General features: G+C 65.4%; 18 protein-coding genes and 1 pseudogene. 5 read left to right on the forward strand and 14 right to left on the reverse strand.

All coding sequences use genetic code 11. From position 1 onward, the window contains the following. Nucleotides 1-334 (reverse strand): annotated as a pseudogene (locus tag N826_RS22560) (hypothetical protein); the annotation flags it as partial. A 321-nt stretch (nucleotides 335-655) separates the two neighbouring features. Next, nucleotides 656-1,369: a GntR family transcriptional regulator gene (locus tag N826_RS22565; protein WP_044432541.1), complete on the reverse strand. Its 714-nt coding sequence runs from the start codon at nucleotides 1,367-1,369 to the stop codon at nucleotides 656-658. 193 nt (nucleotides 1,370-1,562) lie between these two features. Here N826_RS22565 and N826_RS22570 point away from each other — a divergent pair, with 193 nt between their 5' ends. The 4 genes from N826_RS22570 to N826_RS22585 all read left to right on the forward strand — a co-directional run bounded on the left by N826_RS22570 (nucleotide 1,563) and on the right by N826_RS22585 (nucleotide 7,913). Next, on the forward strand, nucleotides 1,563-2,594 hold the full coding sequence (locus N826_RS22570) for a TRAP transporter substrate-binding protein (RefSeq protein WP_044432542.1): 1,032 nt from the start codon (nucleotides 1,563-1,565) through the stop codon (nucleotides 2,592-2,594). A 4-nt stretch (nucleotides 2,595-2,598) separates the two neighbouring features. Then, entirely contained in the window at nucleotides 2,599-4,491 is a 1,893-nt protein-coding gene (locus tag N826_RS22575) for a TRAP transporter large permease (protein ID WP_044432543.1), read from the forward strand. 108 nt (nucleotides 4,492-4,599) lie between these two features. Then, a complete protein-coding gene (locus N826_RS22580) occupies nucleotides 4,600-6,348 on the forward strand; it encodes a thiamine pyrophosphate-binding protein (RefSeq protein ID WP_044432544.1) in 1,749 nt (582 codons plus the stop codon). Further along, complete coding sequence (locus N826_RS22585) at nucleotides 6,345-7,913, forward strand: class I adenylate-forming enzyme family protein (RefSeq protein ID WP_044432545.1); 1,569 nt, start codon at nucleotides 6,345-6,347, stop codon at nucleotides 7,911-7,913. The genes N826_RS22580 and N826_RS22585 overlap by 4 nt, the downstream gene beginning before the upstream one ends. A 129-nt stretch (nucleotides 7,914-8,042) precedes the next feature. On the opposite strand, the gene N826_RS22590 is transcribed toward N826_RS22585, so the two are convergent. The 7 genes from N826_RS22590 to N826_RS22620 are packed head-to-tail and all read right to left on the reverse strand — an operon-like array spanning nucleotide 8,043 to nucleotide 16,857. After that, complete coding sequence (locus tag N826_RS22590) at nucleotides 8,043-9,035, reverse strand: FAD:protein FMN transferase (RefSeq protein ID WP_044432546.1); 993 nt, start codon at nucleotides 9,033-9,035, stop codon at nucleotides 8,043-8,045. Continuing rightward, nucleotides 9,032-9,583 carry a nitrous oxide reductase accessory protein NosL gene (locus N826_RS22595; RefSeq protein WP_044432547.1) on the reverse strand — a complete coding sequence of 184 codons (552 nt, stop codon included), beginning with the start codon at nucleotides 9,581-9,583 and terminating at the stop codon, nucleotides 9,032-9,034. Before N826_RS22595 ends, N826_RS22590 begins: the two co-directional genes overlap by 4 nt. After that, nucleotides 9,580-10,410, reverse strand: a complete 831-nt coding sequence (locus N826_RS22600; protein ID WP_044432548.1) for an ABC transporter permease subunit — start codon at nucleotides 10,408-10,410, stop codon at nucleotides 9,580-9,582. Before N826_RS22600 ends, N826_RS22595 begins: the two co-directional genes overlap by 4 nt. Continuing rightward, nucleotides 10,407-11,336, reverse strand: coding sequence for an ABC transporter ATP-binding protein (locus N826_RS22605; protein WP_044432549.1), 930 nt, complete (start codon nucleotides 11,334-11,336; stop codon nucleotides 10,407-10,409). Before N826_RS22605 ends, N826_RS22600 begins: the two co-directional genes overlap by 4 nt. After that, on the reverse strand, nucleotides 11,333-12,709 hold the full coding sequence (locus N826_RS22610) for a nitrous oxide reductase family maturation protein NosD (protein ID WP_044432550.1): 1,377 nt from the start codon (nucleotides 12,707-12,709) through the stop codon (nucleotides 11,333-11,335). Before N826_RS22610 ends, N826_RS22605 begins: the two co-directional genes overlap by 4 nt. A gap of 11 nt (nucleotides 12,710-12,720) precedes the next feature. Then, nucleotides 12,721-14,673, reverse strand: coding sequence for a TAT-dependent nitrous-oxide reductase (nosZ, locus tag N826_RS22615; RefSeq protein WP_211099351.1), 1,953 nt, complete (start codon nucleotides 14,671-14,673; stop codon nucleotides 12,721-12,723). Nucleotides 14,674-14,679: 6 nt separating this feature from the next. Next, nucleotides 14,680-16,857: a NosR/NirI family protein gene (locus tag N826_RS22620; protein WP_084721054.1), complete on the reverse strand. Its 2,178-nt coding sequence runs from the start codon at nucleotides 16,855-16,857 to the stop codon at nucleotides 14,680-14,682. A gap of 186 nt (nucleotides 16,858-17,043) precedes the next feature. Between N826_RS22620 and N826_RS40395 the strand changes: the two genes are divergently transcribed. Then, entirely contained in the window at nucleotides 17,044-17,922 is an 879-nt protein-coding gene (locus N826_RS40395; protein ID WP_052831843.1) for a ferritin-like domain-containing protein, read from the forward strand. Here the strand turns inward: N826_RS40395 and N826_RS22630 are convergent. Genes N826_RS22630 through nirJ form a run of 5 tightly spaced genes read right to left on the reverse strand, consistent with a single transcriptional unit; the run spans nucleotide 17,914 to nucleotide 22,264 of the window. Next, the gene (locus N826_RS22630) at nucleotides 17,914-18,168 is read right to left on the reverse strand and encodes a cytochrome C oxidase subunit IV family protein (RefSeq protein ID WP_044432552.1); all 255 of its coding nucleotides are present in this window, start codon (nucleotides 18,166-18,168) and stop codon (nucleotides 17,914-17,916) included. The genes N826_RS40395 and N826_RS22630 overlap by 9 nt on opposite strands. 3 nt (nucleotides 18,169-18,171) lie before the next feature. Further along, on the reverse strand, nucleotides 18,172-18,759 hold the full coding sequence (locus tag N826_RS22635; protein WP_044432554.1) for a cytochrome c oxidase subunit 3 family protein: 588 nt from the start codon (nucleotides 18,757-18,759) through the stop codon (nucleotides 18,172-18,174). Then, complete coding sequence (locus N826_RS22640; RefSeq protein ID WP_044432555.1) at nucleotides 18,756-19,571, reverse strand: CbiX/SirB N-terminal domain-containing protein; 816 nt, start codon at nucleotides 19,569-19,571, stop codon at nucleotides 18,756-18,758. The genes N826_RS22635 and N826_RS22640 overlap by 4 nt, the downstream gene beginning before the upstream one ends. Further along, a complete protein-coding gene (locus N826_RS22645) occupies nucleotides 19,528-21,090 on the reverse strand; it encodes a nitrite reductase (protein ID WP_044432557.1) in 1,563 nt (520 codons plus the stop codon). The genes N826_RS22640 and N826_RS22645 overlap by 44 nt, the downstream gene beginning before the upstream one ends. Continuing rightward, nucleotides 21,080-22,264, reverse strand: a complete 1,185-nt coding sequence (gene nirJ / locus N826_RS22650; protein WP_044432558.1) for a heme d1 biosynthesis radical SAM protein NirJ — start codon at nucleotides 22,262-22,264, stop codon at nucleotides 21,080-21,082. Before nirJ ends, N826_RS22645 begins: the two co-directional genes overlap by 11 nt. Nucleotides 22,265-22,273 lie beyond the last annotated feature (9 nt).

Consider the following 22,273-nt stretch of genomic DNA (forward strand, 5'->3'; position numbering starts at 1 on the left):
TGAAACGGGATTTCGACCGCGTGGTCTTGGTTTCGGCATCGACCGGCCAGGCGTTCATCATGGCGCCGCCGACGCTCAGCATGTCCAGCGTGACCACCTTGCCCTCGTGCTCGCCCTCGTCGGCGATGACCAGCCAGTCGCCCTTCTGCGGCCGCTCGGCGGCCGGGGCGGGATTGGCGGCCAGGGCGGAACCGGAGGCGCCGAGGCAGCAGGCGGCCACCGCCGCCGATCCAAGGGCAAGGACCTGACGCCGCTGAAGACCCTCGCTCACGGGTCCATCACCCGTGAAACCTTCACGCGGCTTGCCGTCGATCCGGGTTTGGGGACCGGGCATGTTTCCTCCATGTGTTCTTTTCCGATTTTCCATCAGGCCCTTTGCAACGAGCTCTTCTTTGGTGAATTCGGAAACCGTATTCTGAATTCGAATTCGAATCAAGGCTCCGTGGGGCTCCGCCGTCAAAAAATTTGAGATCTATCTTTCAGGTAATCCGATGATCGGTGAGACGATGGAACAGCATGTGATTCATCCATGCCGCCCAAGGAGGGTGTGCCGCGCGCCGGCATCTCCGACGCACGCTCGTGATCGCTCTGCTCATTCTGAAGGCTGTTTACCGACCGCTTGGCTCCGAACGTCAATCTGGCGTCCGGACCCCGGTCATCGCTGATCGCGCCTCAGCGACCGGCTCCGGTGGCCCGCCATGACCGCTTCCTGATGGGCTTGCAGCCGGGTCACGTAGACCTTGGCGGCGCGCGATATATGCTGCCGGGCCAGCGTCTCCACCTTGTCGGCCTCACCCGCGATGACGGCCTCCAGGATGGCGGCGTGCTCGTCCCAGATGCTGCCCGGCATCTTCTCGTCGTCGCGCAGCACTTCGCCCATGACCCGGCGCAGATAGTGCCAGTTGGGCTCCATGGTCTCCGCGATCAGCAAATTGCCCGAGATGTCATAGAGGAAGCAGTGGAACGCCATGTCGGCGGCGATCTGCTTGGTGACCGAGCCGGTTTCGACCGCCTCCCGGCCGGCCGCGATCAGTTCCGGTCCTTTCTCCCGCGCCCGCTCGGGGCCGCACTCGGCCGCCTTGCGGCACGCCAGCCCTTCCAGCACCTCGCGTATTTCGTACAGGTTGCGCACGAAGTCGATGTCCAGCGGAGAAACGACAAGGCCACGCCGGGGCGCATCCCGGACCAGCCCATGATTGCGCAGCAGGAGCAGCGCTTGCTGCACCGGTTGGCGCGAGACGCCGTAAACCTCCGCCAACTCATCCTGAATCAGCCGCGAATTGGGCGGGAGCTTTCCTTCGGTGATTTCCGAAAGGATCGCTTCGTACACCTGCTCGACAAGGCGGGATTGGGTGGTCAGTGCGCGCATGAGGTCCTCGGCCGGATATCGCGCGGCGCAGTTTAACGCGCCACGCACAACAAACCTATTGCAAAAATCCGGAATTTGCATACTGTATTCAGAGTCCGAATTCAAATTCAGTATGCAAAAAGATCGAACCTGAACTGGCTGCGGCGATCCGGGTCACGGACCTGCCAAAAAAGCCCAGAGGGAGGAAACGAACATGGTGCATTTCGACAGGCGCGCTTTTCTGAAAGTCTCGGCGGGGGCCGTGGCGGCTGCCGGCGTAACCGGCAATCTGGGTGTCGGAGCTGCCAGGGCGCAGGGCGGCTCGTTCAAGTTCAAGCTTGGCACGGACCTTCCGGTGGCGCATCCCGTCAACGTGCGTCTTCGCGAAGCGATCGACGCCATCGCGGCCGAAACGAATGGCGCCGTCGCGATTACGCTTTTCCCGAACAATCAGCTCGGCAGTGACTCGGACATGATGTCCCAGATCCGCTCCGGCGCGCTCGAACTCGCGACGTTTCCCGGCACCGTTCTTTCGACCCTGATCCCGTCCACCTCGCTGACCGGGCTGGGTTTTGCCTTTACCAGCTACGACAAGGTCTGGGCGGCGATGGACGGCGAGGTCGGCAACTACATCCGGCAGAACATCGGCAAAGCCAACCTGCATGCATTCGACGCCGTCTGGGACAACGGCTTCCGCCAGATCACGACCAGCAACCGGCCGATCCAGACTCCTGACGACCTGAAGAACCTTAAGATCCGGGTTCCCGTGGTGCCGCTCTGGGTTTCTATGTTCACGGCGCTGGGCGCCTCGCCGGTCAGCATTCCCCTGAGCGACGCCTACTCTTCGCTCCAGACCAAGATCGCCGACGCTCAGGAAAATCCGCTGGTGCTGATCGACTTCGCCAAGTTCTACGAGGTCCAGAAGTACTGTTCGCTGACCAACCACGCCTGGGACGGGTTCTGGATGCTCGCCAGCGGGCGGATCTGGCGCGGCGTGCCTGCGGATGTCCAGCAGGTCATGGCCAAGCATCTCAACGCCGCAGCCCTCAAGGAGCGCGATGACGTCGCGAAGGCGACCGTGGACCTCCAGAAGTCGCTGGAAGGCAAGGGACTGGTCTTCAACAAGGTCGATGTCGACGCCTTCCAGAAGGCGCTGAGCGGCACCGGCTTCTATGGCCAATGGAAGGATAAGTTCGGCGCCGACGCCTGGACGCTGGTTCAGAAATACGCCGGCAATATCGGGTGAGACCATGAACACCGTCGATAAGATCCTCGGTGCGGCCGGACCTCCCCAGGTTTCCAAAGCGTCCCCACCGGTCGAAACCCTGCGCAAGGCGGGCAAGGTCCTTGGCTGGGCCGTTGAGCGCATTGCCGCTCTGCTCATCGTCATCGAGATATGCGTGCTTTTCTCCGGCGTGATCGCACGCTACGTCCTGCACCGGCCGCTGATCTGGACCGACGAGGTAACGTCGATCCTGTTCCTGTGGCTCGCCAGCCTGGGAGCGGTCGTCGCCTTCAGGCGGGGCGAGCACATGCGGATGACCGCCGTCGTCGGCATGGCGTCGCCGCGCGTCCGCGCTTTTCTCGAGGTCGTCGCCATAGTGGCGGCGCTGACCTTCCTGCTCTTCGTCGTCGAGCCGTCCTTCGAGTACGCGGCGGAGGAAGCATTCATCACCACGCCGGCCCTCGAGCTGTCGAACGCCTGGCGTGCCAGCGCGCTTCCGACCGGTCTTGCGCTGATGGCCGTATTCGCGGTGCTTCGTCTGATCGACGTCGCCGACTGGCGGCTGGTCGGAACCGCCGTTCTGCTGGTTGCCGGGCTGGCTCTGGGCTTTTTCCTGATGGCGCCCTGGTTCCAGACGATCGGCAACCTCAACCTGCTGGTCTTCTTCGTCGGCGTGACGGCGGTGACCGTTTTCGCAGGCGTACCGATCGCCTTCGCGTTCGGCTTGGCGACCTACGGCTTCCTGGCGCTGACCACCAGCCTGCCCGTCATCGTCCTGATCGGCAGGATGGACGAAGGCATGTCCCATCTGATCCTGCTGTCGGTGCCGCTGTTCGTGTTCCTGGGCCTCCTGATCGAGATGACCGGCATGGCGCGGGCCATGGTGGCGTTCCTGGCGTCGCTGCTCGGGCATGTCAGGGGCGGCCTCTCCTACGTGCTTGTCGGGGCCATGTACTTGGTGTCGGGAATATCCGGGTCGAAAGCCGCCGACATGGCCGCCGTGGCGCCTGTTCTGTTCCCGGAGATGAAGGACAGGGGCGCCAAGCCCGGCGACCTCGTGGCCCTGCTTTCGGCGACCGGCGCGCAGACCGAAACCATCCCGCCGAGCATCGTGCTGATCACCGTGGGCTCGGTCACCGGCGTTTCGATTTCCGCCCTGTTCACCGGCGGCTTGCTGCCCGGACTGGTCCTTGCGGTCACGCTCTGCGCGGTGGTCTGGTATCGGTACCGCAACGAGGACCTGTCGCATGTGCGGCGTGCCACCCGGTCGGAGATCCTGCGCAGCCTGGCGGTGGCCTTGCCGGCGATTGCCCTGCCTTTCGTAATCCGCGCCGCCGTGGTGGAAGGCGTCGCCACCGCGACCGAAGTTTCAACTCTCGGGATCGCGTACTCGCTGGTCGTAGGATTGCTGATCTACCGACGCTTCGACTGGCGCCGCCTGATGCCGATGCTGGTGGAAACGGCAGCATTGTCGGGGGCGATCCTGCTGATCATCGGGACGGCCACGGGCATGGCGTGGTCACTGACCCAATCCGGGTTCTCGAACACCCTGGCAGCGGCGATGACGAGCCTGCCGGGCGGAACGGCCGGTTTCTTGGCGGTCTCGATCGTCGCTTTCGTGATCCTGGGCAGCGTGCTGGAAGGTATTCCCGCCATCGTGCTGTTCGGCCCGCTGCTGTTCCCGATCGCGCATCAGGTGGGGGTGCATGAGGTCCATTACGCGATGGTCGTCATCCTCGCCATGGGCATCGGGCTGTTCGCGCCGCCCTTCGGTGTCGGGTACTACGCGGCCTGCGCCATCGGCCGGGTCAATCCGGACGAGGGCATGAAACCGATCCTCGGATACATGGGCGGACTTGCCGTCGGACTGATCATCGTGGCGGCGATACCCTGGATATCGACCGGTTTCCTGGGATAACGACCGGATGTCCAATTTTAGACTTGAACCGCCCGAACGATCCCTGTGTTTCCCTCGAAACGACAGACCGATCGATGAATTGGCGGTCGATATGGGAGGAAAAAGCAAATGAACGACATCATCGAAAACGGCGAGCAGAACTGCGCCGGCTGGATCGCGAAGTTCCTGGCGGCGCGCGGCATCGACCGCATCTTCGGCCTGCAAGGCGGACACATCCAGCCGATCTGGGACCATGCCGCCCGGCTTGGAATCCGCATCATCGACGTCCGCGACGAGGGCGCGGCCGTCCACATGGCCCACGCCCATGCCGAACTGACCGGCACGCTCGGCGTCGTCATGGTCACGGCGGGACCGGGGGTCACGAACACCGTCACCGCCGTCGCCAACGCCTCGCTTGCCCGCGTGCCGCTGCTGCTGCTGGGCGGTTGCCCGCCGCGTCCGCAGGTCAACATGGGACCGCTTCAGGACATCCCGCACGCCGATATCCTGAAGCCCGTCACCCGTACTTCCCGAACCGCGCGGGTTGCCGAGCAGGTGCTGCGCGAGTTGGACGAAGCGGTGGCGCGGGCGATGGGCGACCTGGGCGAGCCTGGCCCGGTCTATATCGAGATCCCGACCGACGTGCTGCGGGTGGAGGTTCCGCCGGCCCTGGTGCTCGACGAATGGCTCCAGGCAAAACCCCGGCGCGAGCTGGCTCCCGATCCGGTGACGGTCGGGCAAGCGGTCGAAGCCCTGTGGTCGGCCAAGCGCCCGCTGGTCGTCACGGGGCGCGGGGCCAGAGGAGCGGGAGCCGAACTGATGCGGCTGCTGGATGCCAGCGGCGCCGTCTATCTGGACACTCAGGAAAGCCGGGGGCTGGTGCCGCAGGATCATCCGGCTGTCGTCGGCGCCATGCGCGCCGCCGCGATGTCCCAGGCCGATCTGGTGGTCCTGGTCGGACGCAAGCTCGACTACCAGCTCGGCTACGGATCGCCGGCCGTGTTCCCCAACGCCCGGTTCGTCCGCATCGCGGATACCGCCGGTGAACTGATCGATAACCGGCGCGGGCAGCCGGAGCTGCTGGCAAGCCCGCGTCTGGCGCTCAGCGCCATTGCCGAGGCCGCCGGCAACCGCACTCCCGCCGTGGACCGCGCCTGGACCGAAGGACTTCGCCGCAAGCATGTCGAGCGTACCGGGTCGGCCAAGCAGTCGCCGGCGACGGGCTCCGACGGCAAGATCCATCCCGCCCGGATCTTCGAGGCCATCGCCCAGGCCGCCGACCCCGACTACATCGCCATCGCCGATGGCGGCGACATCCTGAGCTTCGCCCGGATCGGCCTGTCCGCCGGGACCTACATGGATTCCGGATCGTTCGGCTGCCTCGGCGTCGGCGTTCCTTTCGCCGTCGCGGCATCGCTGGCCTTCCCGGACCGGCAGGTGATCTCGGTCAACGGCGACGGATCGTTCGGGTTCAATGCGATGGAGGTTGACACTGCCGTCCGGCACGGCGCCAAGGCCGTCTTTATCGTCTCCAACAACGCGGCCTGGAACATCGAACGCTACGACCAGGAGGTCAACTACGGTGGCCGGGTCGTCGGAACCACGCTCCGGCATTCCGACTACGCAGCCATGGGGCGGGCTTTGGGCGCTTATGGGGAGCGGGTCGAAAACGCCGAAGACCTGCCGGCGGCTCTGCGCCGTGCGCTGGACAACGCTCCGGCCGTGCTGGACGTCGTCACCTCGCAGACCGTCGCCTCATCCGACGGCAACAAGGGCTTGGGCTTCGTTCCCGATTACCAGCCCCTTACCGCCTGGGACGATGCGGAGAAGAAACGGCGCGAGCAGCCGTCCCATCCAGCAGGGGAGAGGACGCGATGAACGGACTGCTGACCATTGGGCAGATGCTGGCCGCCCAGGCGCGTCTCCAGCCCAACCGGATCGGAGCGCGTGACCTTGAGCGCGCCATGACCTTCAGGGAGTGGAACGCCCGGAGCTGCCGGCTTGCCAACGCTCTGCTCGGACTGGGGCTGCGCAAGGGCGACCGCGTCGCGGTGCTCGCCTATAACTGCGTCGAATGGGCGGAAATCTATGCCGCCGCCGCGAAGTCCGGGCTGGTGGCCGTTCCGATCAACTTCAGGCTGGTCGGTCCGGAGATACGATACATCGTGGAGGATGCCGAAGCCTCCGCCCTGATCGTTCAGGACGCTCTGTTCCAGGAGGTCGAGGCGATCCGGGAGGGGCTGTCCATTCCGTCCGGCAACTACGTCCATTTCGGCCGGCCAAACTGCCCGACCGGGTATCGGTCATACGAGGACCTGCTTGCCGCCGCTAGCGATGGCGAGCCCGCTGACCCCGCAAGGCCGGAAGATCCCTGGACGCTTATGTACACATCAGGCACGACCGGAAATCCCAAGGGAGCGATCCGGGGCCACCGGGGCATGTCGATGCTGGCGCTCATGACGGAAGTGGAATTGAGCCTCCACCGCCGCGACGACGCACTTCTGGTCATGCCCATGTGCCACGCCAATTCCCTCAACTTCTTCAGCGCCTTCACCTATGTCGGCGGCACCGTCACGATCTTCTCGCGGAAAAGCTTCGATCCGGAGCTATGCCTGCGTACTTTCGGCGAGACCGGGGCTACCTTCACGTCTCTGGTTCCGACGCAGTACGGCATGATGCTCGACGTTCCCGCCGCCGACCGGGAACGCCATCGCTTCGATCGGGTCGAGAAACTGATGATCTCCTCCGCTCCGGCGCGGGTGGAGACAAAGCGCGCTGTCATGAAGATGTTTCCGAACTCCGGCCTGTTCGAGCTTTACGGCTCGACCGAGGCCGGCTGGGTGACGATGCTGCATCCTCATGAGCAGTTCGACAAGCTGGGGACGGTCGGTCGGGAAGTGGTCGGCTCTGCGCCGATCCGCCTGCTCGACGATAACGGCCGGGAAGTGCCGGACGGGCAGCCGGGAGAACTGTTCTCCTGCTCCCCCTACTGTTTCGACGGCTACTGGAAACAGCCGGAGAAGACGCGGGAGGCATTCATCGGCGATTACTGCACGGTCGGCGACGTGGCACTCCGCGACGATGAGGGATACATCCGTCTGATCGACCGTAAAAAGAACCTCATCATCACCGGCGGCGAGAATGTCTATCCGACCGAGATCGAGGCCGTTCTGGCCGGTCATCCCGAGATCCAGGACGTCGCGGTGATCGGTTTGCCCGACGACAAGTGGGGCGAGCGCGTGCATGCCGTCGTGGTGCCGAAGAAGGGGGCGGCACTGGCGTCGGACACGTTGATGGAGTGGTGCAAACCGCTCCTCGCCGGTTACAAGCGCCCGCGCTCGGTTTCCCTTGCGGCGCCCGACGACCTTCCGCGCACCGCGACCGGCAAAGTTCAACACCGGTTGCTCAGACAGAAAATGATCGACAAAGGAGGTGCTCGGTAGCCGGTGATGAGGTGGTCATGCCGGACGTGACAGAGACCCCAAGGCGATCGTCGATCGCCTTGGGCCTTGCACCCGCCGCATCCGGAGCCATCCCGCAAATGATCCAGAAGCCGCGTGACCGGGAACGCGCTACGTCGGTGTTTGGCCAGTGTCGTGGCTCGAGATCCTCATAGTGATATTCGGAATTTCATCGAGCAGGGCTGCGGCTTGGTCAGCGGACATGACGGTAAGGGCGGTGGATAGAGCATCGGCGGCAGTCGCGTTGGTGGCCGTGACGGTTACCGAAAGTGTTTCGTTCGCGCTGCGGCCGGTTGCAGGGTTGAAGATGTGTCCGAAGCGGCCGGCGACGTCGAACCGGGTGGCTAGACATGAAGATGTCGCCACTGCGGCATCGGCAATTTCAAGCACCTCGGCGTTCGGCGCATCGTCATCTTGGCCGCGCAGTCCAACCCGCCAGGGTCGTCCATCGGGGTGACCGCCTACCGCCAGCACTTCTCCCATATCCACCAGCACGTTCGTCATGCCTTCCGCCCGCAGGCGGTCGGCGACGCGGTCGGTGATGTAGCCCTGGGCGATCCCGTTCAGGGTCGCCGCCATGCCGTGCCGATTGAACGAGACCCGGTCCTCCTCGATGCGGAGCGCACGGTAATCGATCAGGGAACGCACCGCCTCGACCGCCGCCGGCGGAGGCCCCGCCGGATCGGCGCTGGGACGGGCGAAGTGCTCCGCATAGAGTTGCCACAGCGGCTGGACGGTGACGTCGAACGCCCCGTCGGTCAGGCGGCTGAACCGGACCGCCTCCGACAGCAGGCGGACCATGTCCTGCGGCGGACCGGCAAGTTCGCCGGTTCGGTTCAGGTGGACTAGAAGGCTGTCCGGACGGTAGAGGCTGAACAGCCGTTCCAGCCGGCCGACTTCCGCGAGGCAAAGGCGGATCAGGCGTTCGGCCTCTGCCGGATCGGGATGATGGAGTTGCAAGCAGGCATCGGCACCCAGCGCCACGCCGCGCCAGACGTGCAGGCCAGGACCGGCGGCACAGGCCGAAAAAGGCGGCAGCAGCGCCATTCCGCCGACCGACGCCGCGATGCCGAGGAAGCGCCGGCGGGTATGACGCGCGGTCATGGCGCGCTTCCGGTGTCGGTTTCCGCCGGTGGGGCCAGGATATAGTCGTCCGTTACTTCCTCGAACCGCTTGACCGTGCCGCCGTGACTGGCGGCGAAGGCGCGGGCCGCCGCTTCTCCCGCGAAGGGCAGGGGCTCGGCATCGCCCATGCCGCCCGCGAACCCGCTGCCGACGACGAACCATGCGGTGCGGGCCTCCGTCCATCGGGCGAGGTCCGGGTGCGCCGGGTCGGTTGCCGCCTCCAGGTCGGTGACATAGATCGCGCGGTAGTCGTGCGATTCCTCGGGGAGCATCGTATAGGCGAAGGTGTCGCGGACGGAGGAGAACCAGACCGGCCTGTCCCGTCCCTTCAGGACGATCTGTCCCTTGGGGCCGGGATGGTCGAGCATGGTCATGCCGCAGTAATGCCCGACGGCCTCCGCCGTGATCGCGCGCGGCGGGGGTGGTGCCGAAGCGGCTTCGTCCTCCTTGCAGCCGGTCAGCGGCAGCAGGGGCAGTGCGGCGAGAAGGAAGGCTGCCAGCGACGACGACAAGGATTTCCGCATCATATCTGCTTCCTCGAGAAGATGACGGCGGCAAGCGTCAGCGGTCCGGCGATCCAGGCGGCCAGCACGCCCAGCAGGACGGGGGCGCCAAACTGGACTTGGCTCGCCAGCCCGGCGGTCCCGGCAAACAGGCTGACGTTCTTGAAGCCGGTCAGGTTGAACAGGCGGTAGGTGTCGGCGGGGTTGGCCAGCAGCAGCCAGTTGATCACGCCGGCATCGATGGTCCTGCCCTGGTCGGCGACCAGAAGGCCCAGCAGCCCCATGTCGTAGAGCATAACGAAGCCGAGCCAGATACCGACCGCGATCCCGGCCGCCGTGCCCCGGTCGCGGACGATCGTGCTGGCAAGGTAGCCAAGGGCGGTGAAGGCCGCTCCCAGCATGACGCTGGTCCCGATCATGGCGGCGAAGGCCCGCCAGCTTTCCGGCTCGATCCCGGCCTCGCCGAACCACAGCGCCAGCCCGGCGGCGCCGTAGCCGAGCGTGGTGGCGAAGGCGATCACCGCCGCGTGGCCGATGAACTTGCCCAGCATCACTTGCCAGCGGGCGACCGGATATGACAGCAGCAGCGCCATGGTGCCCCGGTCGATCTCGCCCACGATGGCGTCGAACGACAGCAGCAAGGCGATCAGCGGCAGCAGGAAGATCGTCAGGCTGGACAGGCTGACGATGGTGACCTCCAGTGGCCCGGCCCCGATGGTGCCGGTCGGCGCACTCCCCAGGAAGCTGAGCGTCAGGGCCAGCGCCGCCATCAGCAGGGTCATCGCCACGACCCAGCGGTTGCGCAGCGCTTCGCGCACTTCCTTGGTCGCGATGATCAGGATGGTGCTCATTGGGCGGCCTCCTGCCGCAGGAAGTGTGCGTACATCTCGTCCAGGCTGGGCTGTACGATTTCCATGTCATCCAGCGGCGTGCCGATCCCGGCGATCCGCCGGACTATGTCCAGCTTGTCGTCGTTGGCGCAGACCAGCTCGACGACGCCGCCGGCCAGCCGGGTGGCGGTCCGGCCGAAGATGCCGGTCAACTCCCCCTCCAAGGCGGCAAAGCCGGTATCGGGCACCGTCAGCCGGATGCGGACCGGAAGCTGGGCAAGGCTGCGGAGCGTCGCCAGCGACCCTTCCGCAACCTTACGGCCCCTGTTCATTACGATTACGCGATCGGCCTGCCCCTCCAGTTCGGTCAGCGCGTGGCTGCACAGCAGAACGGTGGTGCCGGCGTCCCGCAGGTCGCCGATGATCCGGTAGAAGCCCTGACGCAGAGCCGGGTCCAGTCCGGTCGTCGGCTCGTCCAGGAACAGCAGCTTCGGGTCGCCCAACAGGGCCTGGGCCAGACCTAAGCGCTGGCGCATGCCCTTGGAATAGGTCCCGATCCGGTGCTTCCGCGCGCCAGTTTCCAATCCGACGCGGTCGAGCAGGGCGTCGTTGCAGCATGTCGGGACGCGCTTCAGGCGCGCGTAGAAGTCCAGGCTCTCCCGCCCGGTCATGGCGGGATGAAAAGCGACGTTTTCAGGCAGGTAGCCGATCTGGCGGCGGATGCGGGCGGCGGCATTGCCGGCGGGGTCCTCGCCCAGCACGCGGATGGTACCCCCGGTCGGTGTCGTAAGCCCGAGCAGCAACTTGATCAGGGAGCTTTTGCCGGCGCCGTTGTGGCCGACCAGGGCGACGCATTCGCCGGCTCCCAGCGCCACCGTCACGTCGCGGACGGCGTACTGGTCGCCGTAGCGCTTGGATACGCCGGAGACTTCGATGGTCGGGCTCACGGCTGGGCCTTCCTTTCCGGGGTGTTGGGGAGATCCGGTGGCGCCATCAGGGGCGCGCTGTCCATCACGCCGCCGGGATGCAGCGCCGGGAACTGGGACTGCGCCCAGCGGATCACCTGGATTCCGGGGCTGTTGATCAGCAGCTTGGCCGCCGGAAACGACCACATGACGCGGTCCACCATGTCGTTGGGCCGGTATGCCTCGTCGGCGACGCCGTCGCCGTTCAGGTCGAAGGCGGGATTATCGCTCCAGTAGTTGCCCCGGCCTTTCTCCGACCAGTCGAGCGCTCGTGTCCCGACATACTTGACCTGGGTGCGGTTGTTGACGAAGGCGTTGCCGCTGATGCTGTTGCGCTCCGACCCGGCGGTGAAGTGGATACCGATCTCGCAGTCCTCGAAGCGATTGTTGCGTACCGTGTTCTTGCTGGTGTTATAGACGAAGACGCATTTCCAGGTGCCGATCCGGGCGCTTTCCGCCAAGCCGCCGACTTCGTGCGGCACGTCGCTGTCCGCGACATCGTCGTCTTCGGCTACGTCCTCGACCGGCGTGGCGTAGCGGCCGGCGACGAGGTTGTCCTCGATCCGGGAACTGGTGGTGGCGTTCAGCAGCAGCCCGTGCTCCCGGTCGCCGCGCGACTGGTTGCCCCGGATCACAAGGTTGCGCGAGAACATGATCGCGTAGCCGACATCGTTGCCGACCGAGACGTTGCCGCTGACCTCGCTGTCGTTGGTATACATGTAGTGGACCGCGAAGCGGACGTTCTCGAACCGGTTGTCGCGGAACTCGTTCCGCTTGCTGGTCGTGACGAAGATGCCGTCGCGGCCATGAGTCACGGTATTGCCGACGACCCTGGTCCCCGGCGCGTTCCAAAGCTGGATGCCGTTGCCGCGCTCGCTGCGGCGCAGATCGGTCCGGCCCTGGACGCGGTTACCTCGGACCAAAACGTTGGGAGCGCCCCAGACATAGACCCCGATCAGGTTGTCGGTCAGGACGTTGTCCTCGACCACCGCTCCGGCGGCTCCCTTGCCAAGGAAGATGCCGGAATTCTGGTCGAACAAGCTGAGGCCGGAATTGCGGATGGTAAGCTTGCGCAGCGTCACTCCGGGCGCTTCGACGGTCACGGTGTTTTCCCGGCCGCCGCCGTCGATGACGGAGCCCGGCTGCCCTTCCAGCGTGACGGGCGTCGCGATGTTGACCGGCCCCGGATGGATGCCCGAAGCCAGCACCAGAACGTCGCCGGCAGCCGCCATGCCGAGGGCTGCGGCCAGCCCGCCCGGCGCAATGGTCACCGTGGCGGCGCGAGCCCCGCCGGCCCAGGCCGGCGTTGCCGCCAGGACAGCTGCCGCGATGAACAGAGTGCCGAGCCGTGACATGGCCGTTTCCCTTATACCGCGCGCGGTTCGACCAGCATCCGGCCGCCCATCTCCATGTGGAGCGCGTGGCAGAACCACTGGCAATAGTACCAGTGGACGCCGGGACGGTCGGCGGTGAAGGTGACCGAAGCGGTCGCCTGCGGGCCGACCTCCATCGCGACGCCGTAGTTGGTCACCGTGAAGCCGTGGGTCAGGTCGTCCACGTCGTCCATGTTGGTGACGTAGATCGTGACCTCGTCGCCCTGTTTGACGGTGAACTCCTCCAGTCCGAAGGCCGGGGCCAGCGCCGTCATGTAGACGCGTACCTTGTCGCCGTCGCGGATCACCTTGCTGTCGGATTCAGGATCGACGCCGTCCGCCTTGGCCTGCTTGACGGCATCGGCGAAACTCGGATCGTCGCGGCGGTAGGCGTTGACCGGGTTCACCTTGGACCGGTGGACGATCAGCGTGTCGTGCGGCTCGGCGAAGGTCGGGCCGTCATGGACGATCTTCATCTGGTCGCCCGAGATGTCGATCAACTGGTCGTTCTCCGGCTTCAGCGGACCCACGTTCAGGAAGCGGTCCTTGGAGAACTTGTTGAGCACGATCAGCCATTTGCCGTCGGCTTCCTTGGTCTGGCCCATGGAGGAGTGCAGGTGGCCCGGCTGGTAATGGACATCCAGCTTCTGGACGATCGGATCGACCTTCTCGCCCTTGAACGCCCGGACCGCCTTGTCCAGGTTCCATTTCACCACTTGGCTGTCCAGGAACAGGGTGGTGTAGGCATTGCCCCGGCCATCATAGGCGGTGTGGAGAGGCCCGAGGCCCAGTTGCGGCTCCGCGACCACGACGTCGCGCGGCTTGATCTTGTCGTCGAACAGATCGTCCAGCCGGCGCACATCCAGCACCGTCACGGTCGGCGACAGCTTGCCGTTGACCGTCACGTGGATGCCGTCGGGGGCGGTGTTGACGCCGTGCGGGCTGTTGGGGATCGGGATATAGCGGGTAAAGGGCGAGCCGTGCCGGCCATCGACGACGGGCACGCCGTTGATGACTTCGACCTTACCGTCCTTGACCGCCTGCTCGATACGCTTGATGTTGAAGACGACGACCCAGTCCTGTTCCTTGGCGGTCATCTCGGCGGTGGTGACGCCTTCTTCCGAATTGTAGCAGGTCGAGAAGACGTATTTGCCCTGATAGTCGGCGTCGGTGTTGTCGAGGTTGCCGTCCACCCAGACCTGCCACGCCACTTTCATCGCGTCGCCGTCGATGGCGGAGAAGTGCGAGCGGTACTTCTTCGGCTCGTCCAGGATCTTGCCGTCATTGGGCGTCGGCACGCGCTGCTCGCCGTTGGCGAAGACGTAGCCGGTGCGCGGATACTTCTGAAGGCGCAGGCCGTGGATCGCCGAGGCGTTGGGGATCTCGATGATCTTGTCGGTCTTCATGATGTCGCCCCGGATGCGGGCGACACGGCTGTTTGCCTTGTCGTTGCAGAAGATGTAGCGGCCGTCATAGGTGCCGTCGGTGAACGACATGTGCGGGTGGTGCAGGTCGCCGTTCTGGTAGACGCCGCCGCGCGTCTTCAGGAACTCGCGGGTGTTCTCCGACAGGCCTTCCGTCAGGATCTTCCGGCTTTCGTTGGTCTGCCCCCAGCCGGTGGCGCTGCACCGGGTGAAGACGGGGATGCGCATCAGCTCGCGCATCGACGGCGCGCCCATGATCCGGACTTCGCCGGAATGCCCGCCGCTGTGGAACACGTAGTATTCGTCGAGATCGCCGGGCTTGACCTCTGCGCTTTGCTTGCCGCCGCCGGCGGATGCCGCATGGGCGGGAGATGCTCCCAGCAGGCTGTCCCCGACTGCTACGGCGCCGGCTCCGCCGATGGCGCCGGTCAGGCCGGCAAGGGCCGCCACCTTGGCGGTGCCGCCCAGCAGGTGGCGGCGGTCGATGCCCGTCGGCTTCTCGTTCTCATCACGCATATTCATTCTCCTTCAGGCTAGCGAGGACCCGGCGGCGCGCTTTTCGCGCTTCAGACGCCGTTGGATCATGACCGGGCATTTCTGGTCATGGTGGTAGAGCACCTGGCAGTGCATGCACTGGATGCATTCGTTGGGATTGATGTGGCCTTCCGGGTGGATCGCCTGGACCGGGCATTCATTGCCGCAGCGCTGGCACGGGCTGCCGCATTCCTTGTAGCGGCGCAGCCAGTCGAACATCCGCATCCGGCCCGGAATGGCGAGAGCGGCGCCCAGCGGGCACAAGTAGCGGCAGAAGAAGCGTTCGATGAACAGCCCGGCCGCCAGCAGTGCGACGGCGAACAGGACGAACCACCAGTCGCGGAAGAAATGCAGGATGATCGCCGTCTTGAACGGCTCGACCTCCGCCCCGCGTTCCGCCGCCGACAGCGAGTACATCGACAGGCCGAACAGGACGAGGAAGATCATGTACTTGATCGGCCAAAGCCGCTGGTGGACCCCGAACGGCACCTTCACCTTGGGCAGATGCAGCAGTTGGCCGACCTTGTAGAGGAGCTCTTGGAGTGCTCCGAACGGGCACAGCCAGCCGCAGAACGCGCCGCGTCCCCAGAACAGGATCGACGCCGCGACCGAGAACCACAGGATGAACACCAGTGGGTCCATCAGGAAGTAGTCCCAGCGAAACTCGGTCCGCACCGCGTCGGCGAAGGTGAAGATGTTGACGACGGAAAGCTGCGCCTTGGCGTACCAGCCCAGCCAGACCAGGGTGAACAGCAGGAAGCCGATCCGGACCCTTTGATAAAGTGCCGGGCGGCGGACAAGGCTGTCCTGGAAGAAGAAGAGGCCGGTGAGGAAGGCGATGGCGCTCAGCGTGACCGCGATATCGACCAGCCGGTTCTCCCAAATCCTCTGCCACAGCGGTATTTCCGCAGACGGGTCCTGCTCCGGTGCGACGGCGGTCGCGGCAGCCATGGTCGGAGCAGGGGGCGTAACCGCTTCCGTCTTCAGGTACTTGGCCGGCGGCTGGTAGCCGAGGTCGAACGACACGAAGGCCTTTTCCAACGCGCCGGTCGCCCGCTGCACCAGCAGCGACAGCCGCCACGGCTCGGCCGGGTCGAACTCCGTCCCCTCCGGGATCACGAACAGACCGACTTCGGGGAAATCTGGAGCCCCGGCGGCCGCCACTCCGCCCAGCCTCGAATGGGTTCGGTCGCGGAACCGGACGCCGGTGTCGCCCTGGACCAGCTCGATCCGGTCGAAGATGCCGCCTCGGACATAGCCCGAGCCCTTGAACGAATACCGCCCCTGTCCCGCGATCAGCAGTGCGTGCTGCCCCGGCTTCAGTTTTTGGGCCAGCGTTTGATATTCGGCCTCGCCCAGCAGGCTGCGGCCGATGGCGGGGATGGAAACCAGGGTCGCGTAGAGGTCGATGAAGGACTCGTCGGCGGCGCCCGGCTCCGGTTTTGCCATCGCCTCCGCCTTGCCGGTCCGCTCGAAGGCCGCGTTGACCTCGCCGACCGTCAAGGCGAGGCGCCGGACCGAACCGTCGCCGACCAGCGTCGCCCAGTCCTCGACATCGCCCTGGGTCGGGTCCAGTACGCGTTTGGATTGCGCTGTCGTGGCGGCGGCCCCGGCCAGACCCAGCGCCTGCGCCACCTTTCGGCCCGACCGCACGATGCTGTCGCCGATCACCATGACAGTGACCGTGGCGCCGGAAACGATGTCCACCGGCGGGCTGGATGACGACTGGCTGGCGAGTGCGACCACGCTCTGGCCGACATATCCCGCTATGAACCGGTTGATGCGCTCCGCCGCGATGCCGATCAGGACGATGGGTTCGTGATGATCGACCAGCTTGGCCCCGGCGACGCGGGCATCGGTTCCAAGCCCGACCAGCACGTGGATCGGACGTCCGGAATATCCCGTCGTGTTGACGAAGTCGGAATTGAGATAGGCGTAGCCCAGCACCTTGTCGCCCTGAAGGATCGGCGCCACGGGAACGCTGTTATGGATCGGTCCGAAGCGGTCGGCGCCGGGGAACAACTCAGACGGCTCCACTCTGGAAAGGTATTGTCCCAGCAGCGGTGCGGCAGCCTGAGCGGTCGAGGAAACACCAGCAAGGATCAGGAACGCAGCGGAGATTGCGAGCAAGCTGTCCTTTACGCCTAGTATTCGCTGCACTAACGATGTCATGATCCGCGCCAGCAGAATTGATATTTATCAAGTGACGCCTCATGACAGGTAATTGAAGCGTCATTTCTTGTGGCTGGATAGAAACCTCTATTGTCGGTGCTGGATTTGACTAAGGTCAAATCGTTGCCTGTTTTTATAAATTATGGTCCTGATGCATCGGCCGGATCAGGAAATGGAGCGGGTCCCATGAAACTGCTGTGTCAGGAACCGGGCGCTCCGGTCGAATCGGAGGCCGACCTGATCGGCATCGCCCTTGCCTTGGAGTGGGAGGCCGTCCGGCGGTACCGGCAACTGGCAGCCCTCATGGACGAACATGGAGCCGTCGAGACGGCGGCGACCTTCCGCGCCCTGATGGAGGAGGAACGCTGCCACGTCGCGGCGGTCGCATCCGTCTCGGCCGCACTGACCGGCGAGGTGCCCGATACGGAGCCTTTCGTTTGGCGGCTGCCGCCGGAGATCGCCGCATCGTGGGAAGAACTGGCCGGGCGCACCGACCTGACGCCCTATCGCGCCCTGTCGCTGGCCGTGCTGAACGAGGAGCGCGCCTTCGCCTTCTACAGCTATATCGTTTCCGCCGCGACCGATCCGGCCGTACGGAAGCAGGCTCAGGCGCTGGCGCTGGAGGAACTTGGCCACGCCGCCAAGCTTCGCCATCAGCGCCGGCAAGCCTGGAGGGCTTCGCGGCAGGAACACCGGGATGCCGTGCCGCTTGTCGAGGATCTTCACGACCTTGCGCCCTTGGCAGCCGGCATGGCCGCCGAAGCAACCGCCGTCCTGCGTGCCGCCGCGTCGGCTTTGGGGAGTGACGACTCCAGCGCCGTGATTCGAATCGCGGACGATCTGGCAGTCCTGAGCGCCGGCGCTGATCTCCCGACCACTCCTTTCGACCCAACGCTCGGCCGCAAACAAATCCTGCGTTCGGCTCTTCTGCCGCTGGAGAAGATGGCGGAGGCATTTTCCGACATCGCCGAGCAGACCAGGGACGAAGCCGTCATGCTGGAAGCGCAACGCCTTCTCGGCATCGCCGTCGGACATGCCGTAGCACTGGCCGAACGCTCACGCTGATACCGAGATCGCCAGCAGCAGGCCGAAGATTGCCACCAGATACCCGTAGAGCAGGGTGCGCCACCCTGAGCTTGCACGGTTGACTTCGAGGAAGTGGCGCAGGATCTGGAAAGCCTTGAACGCTCCCGCCAGCAGTACGGCCGTGTTCACCATCCAGGCCGGCACTGATGTGGCGAAGCTCATGGTCGTCAAGCTCAGCAGCGTCAGCGATACCAGGATCGCCCAGGTCCGGGTCAGGATCGTCATGGTTCAGCGCACCAGATAAATCAGGGGATACAGGACGACCCAAATCAGATCGACCATGTGCCAGAACGCGGCTCCGGTCTCCAGATTGTCTAGGCTGTCCCACTTCAGGACGATGCTCAGCACGATCAGCCCCATCAGCACATGCAGGGCGTGGAACCCGGTCAGCAGGTAGTAGAAGGCGAAGAAGTCGTTGGTATCGACGGTGATGCCCGCCGATAGCTTGGACCGGTACTCGAACAGTTTCACCACGAGGAAGATCGTCCCGACCGCGATGGACGCCGCCAGCGCCGGGCGCGGCGAAGCGCCCCGCCGCTTGGCGCGGACCGACAATGCTGCAAGCCATCCGCTGGTTATCAGCACCAGCGTATTGACCCCACCCTGCACCCCGTCGAGCTGCGACCGGGACGCCTCGAAGGTCACAGGGTCGAGTTCTCGCGCGATCGAGAACCCGACGAAGGCGACCCCGCATACCACCAGCTCACCCAGGATCAGCAGCCACATCATCGGGTTACTGGGCAAACCCGACAGCGGCCCCCAGTCTGCCGGCTCCAGGTCGGCATTCCGGGGGGAAGCGTTGCCAGCCTCCGTCATGCCAGCTCCAGGACGTGGTCCCGCACCAGTTCCAGCACCTGGTCGACCACGAGATAAGCCAGTTGCGGCGCCCGGCCGACGGCGGCGGTCAGCACCACCCGGCGCCCGTCGGATGCATCGCTCTCACCAGTCTGGATCATGGCGGGCAGATCGACTGTCTCGTGCCGTCCGCCGGAGATGAAATACGGCACGACGACGGTATCCCGCGTCGCCGATACCGTTCGCCAGTGCCGGGCGGTCGGAGTCTCCGACAGGAAGACGCAATCGACCGCCACCCATCGCCCATTGGCCCGGATCTGCCCAGCCAGCCGGCGCGCGGCGCTGGCGGATGTCGGATCGTATCGGTGACCGTGTGCCGCGATCAGGACTGTCGTAGAGCTGGGAACGAACCCGGCATTGTCGGCGGCGGCGCTTGCCATGCCCGCGACGATCCGGGCGATCCCCGGATGCTGGCCGACCGGTTGGCACAGAGTCACCCGGCTCCGGTCGCGTTCTTCCGCCAGCCCGATCAGTCCCGGCAGGACATCGCGCGTGATCCGCCCGTCGCAGGCCAGCAGCGGCATGACGAAGATTTGGGGAGAGGACAGGCGTGCGATCACGTCCGCTGGGTGCGGCTCCTGCAACGAGAAACAGACCGCTACCTCGTCGAACAATCCCTTTCGCGACAGCTCGGCCGCCAGACGGTCGGCGATCTCGGCTCCGGCGCCGTCCGATGTGCCGTGAGCGAACAGCAGCAGCGCCCGGCCGCTTCGCGGGGCGGTGTTCGGCTCAGTGACTGGTGCCTTCGGAAAAGCGTATCTTGTTCCAGACATTGTATTTCCCCGATGGCTTGCGCATGGGCAAGCGGGTGATTTCTTCGAAAGTCGCGGCGTCGAAGACGATCAGCGCGCCGTCGTCTTCCCAAAGGCTGACCAGCGCGTACCGGCCGTCGCGGGTGAACTCGACATGCGAGACCGTCCGGTTGGGGGCCGGCGTCAGCGTCCGCACCGTCTCCAGCGTCCGCTTGTCGATGATCTGGATCGTGTCGCGCCGCTGGCTGAGCGAGGCATCGGTCCAGGCATAGGGCGTGTTCTCATGGCTGCGCATGAAGAAGCCGGGACCGAGCGTTTCCAGCCGCTTGACGATCCGCCACGTCTTCGTATCGATGATGCTGATCGCGGACTCCTTCAGGTGAGGCGTCGCGATCAGGGTGCGGTCTTCCGACTTCCATGAGATGCCTGACCCAAGGTGAGGCATGCCGGGCAGCGGCACGGTGGCGATCCGGCGGCCGACATTCAGGTTGACCACTTGGGCGGCGGCCCCGTCGCGCGATGCGCCCAGCAGGTTGGCGTAACCGGGATCGAAGAAGAAGTCGTCCAGCGTCTCGTCAAGCTCGATCCGGCGGATGGCGAACAACCCGCTCTGGATACCGATCGCCTCCACCATGCCGGCTTCATGATTATGGACGAAGCCGCCGAAGACGGGCCGCGATGTCTCCGACGTCGAGATCTCCCAGATCTCCGGGATGTCCTTCAGCGCCACGATGAAGCTCTGGCGCGGCGGCGCCGTGTAGACGGCGCTGACCCTCGAGGACTGTCCCTTGCCGTTCGTCACCGCGATCACCTTAACCGGCGTCAGGTCGCGGGCGTCCAGCACCACGAGGCTGTGGGGCAGCATGTTGCCGGCCATGACGAAGCGGCCGTCCTCCGATACCGCGATGTTGCGGGTATTGATCCCGGCGCGGACCTCCGCCACGATCTGGAGGCTCCACATGTCGTACTGCGTGACCCAGCCGTCGCGCGATGCCAGATAGACGAACCGCCCATCAGGCGAATACTTGGCGCCGCCATGGAGCGCGAAGCGGCTCTGGAACCGGGCCAGCGGGACGAAGCGGTCGCCATCCAGTATGGTGACGTGATGATCGCCGGCCTCGACCACCGTGAACAGGTTCAGGGGATCGGCATCGTAGACCGGCCGCTTCGGCAGGCTGGCCGGCGGATGACTGACGACGTGCGTCGCCTCGATATCCGCCATTTCCCACGACGGCACGGCGGCAAGCGGCTGCTGGATGAAGCCGGCGAGGGCGGCAATCTCGTCCCTGGACAATTGTTCGCCGAACCCCGGCATCTGTGTCGCGGCCCGGCCTTCCGCGATCACGGCCATGGCGCTTTCCGGCTTCATCCGGCCCAGCGCTTCCGGGATGAGTGCAGGGCCGAGCGCCCCCAGCCGGTCGCCGCCGTGGCAGGCGGCGCAGTGCTGCGTGTAGAGCGCCGAGGGATCGGCGGCGCTGGCGGGAGAAGCCGCCAGCAGAAACCCCAGCGCGGCAAGTGCCGGCTTGATCTCACGACGCATGGCGCATTCCTCCGAGGAGGCCGATTTCGGCATCGGTCAGGTAGCAGCCGGGATCTTCCGCCCAGACATCGCCTGAGGTCTGGAGCGCCCTGGTCCGCGTGCTGCCGTTACACATCTTGAGATATGCGCATCGTCCGCACCGTCCGCCGACCGCCCGAGGCCGCTGGCGCAGGCCGGCCATGATCGGGTCGTGGCGGTCGGCTTCGGCCCAGATCGCGCTGAACGGACGTTCCTTGACGTTGCCCAGGGTATGGGTGCCCCACATCGTGTCGGGATGGACGTTGCCGAGGTTGTCGATATTGGCGACGCCGACACCGGTCGCGTTGCCGCCCCAGCGCTCCAGCGCCGCTCGCAGGCCAGCTATCCGGTCGGGAAAGCGCCGGGCGGCCCAGTGCAGAAAATAGACGCCGTCGGCATCGTTGTTGCCGGTGACGTATTCGCGGGTCGAGCCTGCCTGCGCATCGGCCAGCGCCCGGTCGAACAGCAGGTCCATGGCGCGCCGAGTGGTGTCCAGCATCGCGGCGCTGCCCCGGTTGGTGTTGCCGCGCCCGGCGAAGTTCAGGTGCGAAAGGTAGAACTTATCGATTCCCTCGCGTGCGGTCAAATCGAGCAGTGCCGGCAGGTCGTGGGCGTTGTCGCGCGTCAGGGTGAACCGGATGCCGACCTTCAGCCCGGCGTCCCGGCACAGCCGGATGCCGCGCAGCGACGCCTCGAACGCCCCGTGCCGGCGGCGGAACCGGTCATGGGTCGCCGCCAACCCGTCCAGGCTGATGCCGACATAGTCGAACCCCGCAGCCGCGATCGGCTTTACCATGTCGGCGGCGATCAGGGTACCGTTGGTGGACAGCGCCAGATGGAAGCCCATCGGCCGGGCATAGGCGGCCAGATCGAACAAGTCGGTGCGCAGCAGCGGCTCGCCGCCGGACAGGATCAGCGCCGGGACGCCGTAGCCTTTCAGGTCGTCCAGCACGCCGAGAGCCTGGGATGTAGTCAGCTCGCCGGGGAACTCGTGGTCGGCTGCAAAGGCGTAGCAGTGCAGGCAGGTCAGGTTGCAGCGGCGGACCAGGTTCCAGATGACGACGGGACGGACGCCGGTACCTCCCGGCGGCCGTGTCCTGGTCGGTCTGGTGTCGGGGGAAAGCAGTCCCGCGATGAACTGGCTGAGTCGGAACATGGCGTTTCT

This window comes from Skermanella aerolata KACC 11604, assembly GCF_000936425.1.
In the GTDB taxonomy this organism is placed as follows: domain Bacteria; phylum Pseudomonadota; class Alphaproteobacteria; order Azospirillales; family Azospirillaceae; genus Skermanella; species Skermanella aerolata.

Coding starts and splice junctions, on each gene's coding strand:
- N826_RS22565 (WP_044432541.1), bottom strand. CDS start 1,369: ATGCGCGCACTGACCACCCAATCCCGCCTTGTCGAGCAGGTGTACGAA.
- N826_RS22570 (WP_044432542.1), top strand. CDS start 1,563: ATGGTGCATTTCGACAGGCGCGCTTTTCTGAAAGTCTCGGCGGGGGCC.
- N826_RS22575 (WP_044432543.1), top strand. CDS start 2,599: ATGAACACCGTCGATAAGATCCTCGGTGCGGCCGGACCTCCCCAGGTT.
- N826_RS22580 (WP_044432544.1), top strand. CDS start 4,600: ATGAACGACATCATCGAAAACGGCGAGCAGAACTGCGCCGGCTGGATC.
- N826_RS22585 (WP_044432545.1), top strand. CDS start 6,345: ATGAACGGACTGCTGACCATTGGGCAGATGCTGGCCGCCCAGGCGCGT.
- N826_RS22590 (WP_044432546.1), bottom strand. CDS start 9,035: ATGACCGCGCGTCATACCCGCCGGCGCTTCCTCGGCATCGCGGCGTCG.
- N826_RS22595 (WP_044432547.1), bottom strand. CDS start 9,583: ATGATGCGGAAATCCTTGTCGTCGTCGCTGGCAGCCTTCCTTCTCGCC.
- N826_RS22600 (WP_044432548.1), bottom strand. CDS start 10,410: ATGAGCACCATCCTGATCATCGCGACCAAGGAAGTGCGCGAAGCGCTG.
- N826_RS22610 (WP_044432550.1), bottom strand. CDS start 12,709: ATGTCACGGCTCGGCACTCTGTTCATCGCGGCAGCTGTCCTGGCGGCA.
- nosZ (WP_211099351.1), bottom strand. CDS start 14,673: ATGAATATGCGTGATGAGAACGAGAAGCCGACGGGCATCGACCGCCGC.
- N826_RS22620 (WP_084721054.1), bottom strand. CDS start 16,857: ATGACATCGTTAGTGCAGCGAATACTAGGCGTAAAGGACAGCTTGCTC.
- N826_RS40395 (WP_052831843.1), top strand. CDS start 17,044: ATGAAACTGCTGTGTCAGGAACCGGGCGCTCCGGTCGAATCGGAGGCC.
- N826_RS22630 (WP_044432552.1), bottom strand. CDS start 18,168: ATGACGATCCTGACCCGGACCTGGGCGATCCTGGTATCGCTGACGCTG.
- N826_RS22635 (WP_044432554.1), bottom strand. CDS start 18,759: ATGACGGAGGCTGGCAACGCTTCCCCCCGGAATGCCGACCTGGAGCCG.
- N826_RS22640 (WP_044432555.1), bottom strand. CDS start 19,571: ATGTCTGGAACAAGATACGCTTTTCCGAAGGCACCAGTCACTGAGCCG.
- N826_RS22645 (WP_044432557.1), bottom strand. CDS start 21,090: ATGCGTCGTGAGATCAAGCCGGCACTTGCCGCGCTGGGGTTTCTGCTG.
- nirJ (WP_044432558.1), bottom strand. CDS start 22,264: ATGTTCCGACTCAGCCAGTTCATCGCGGGACTGCTTTCCCCCGACACC.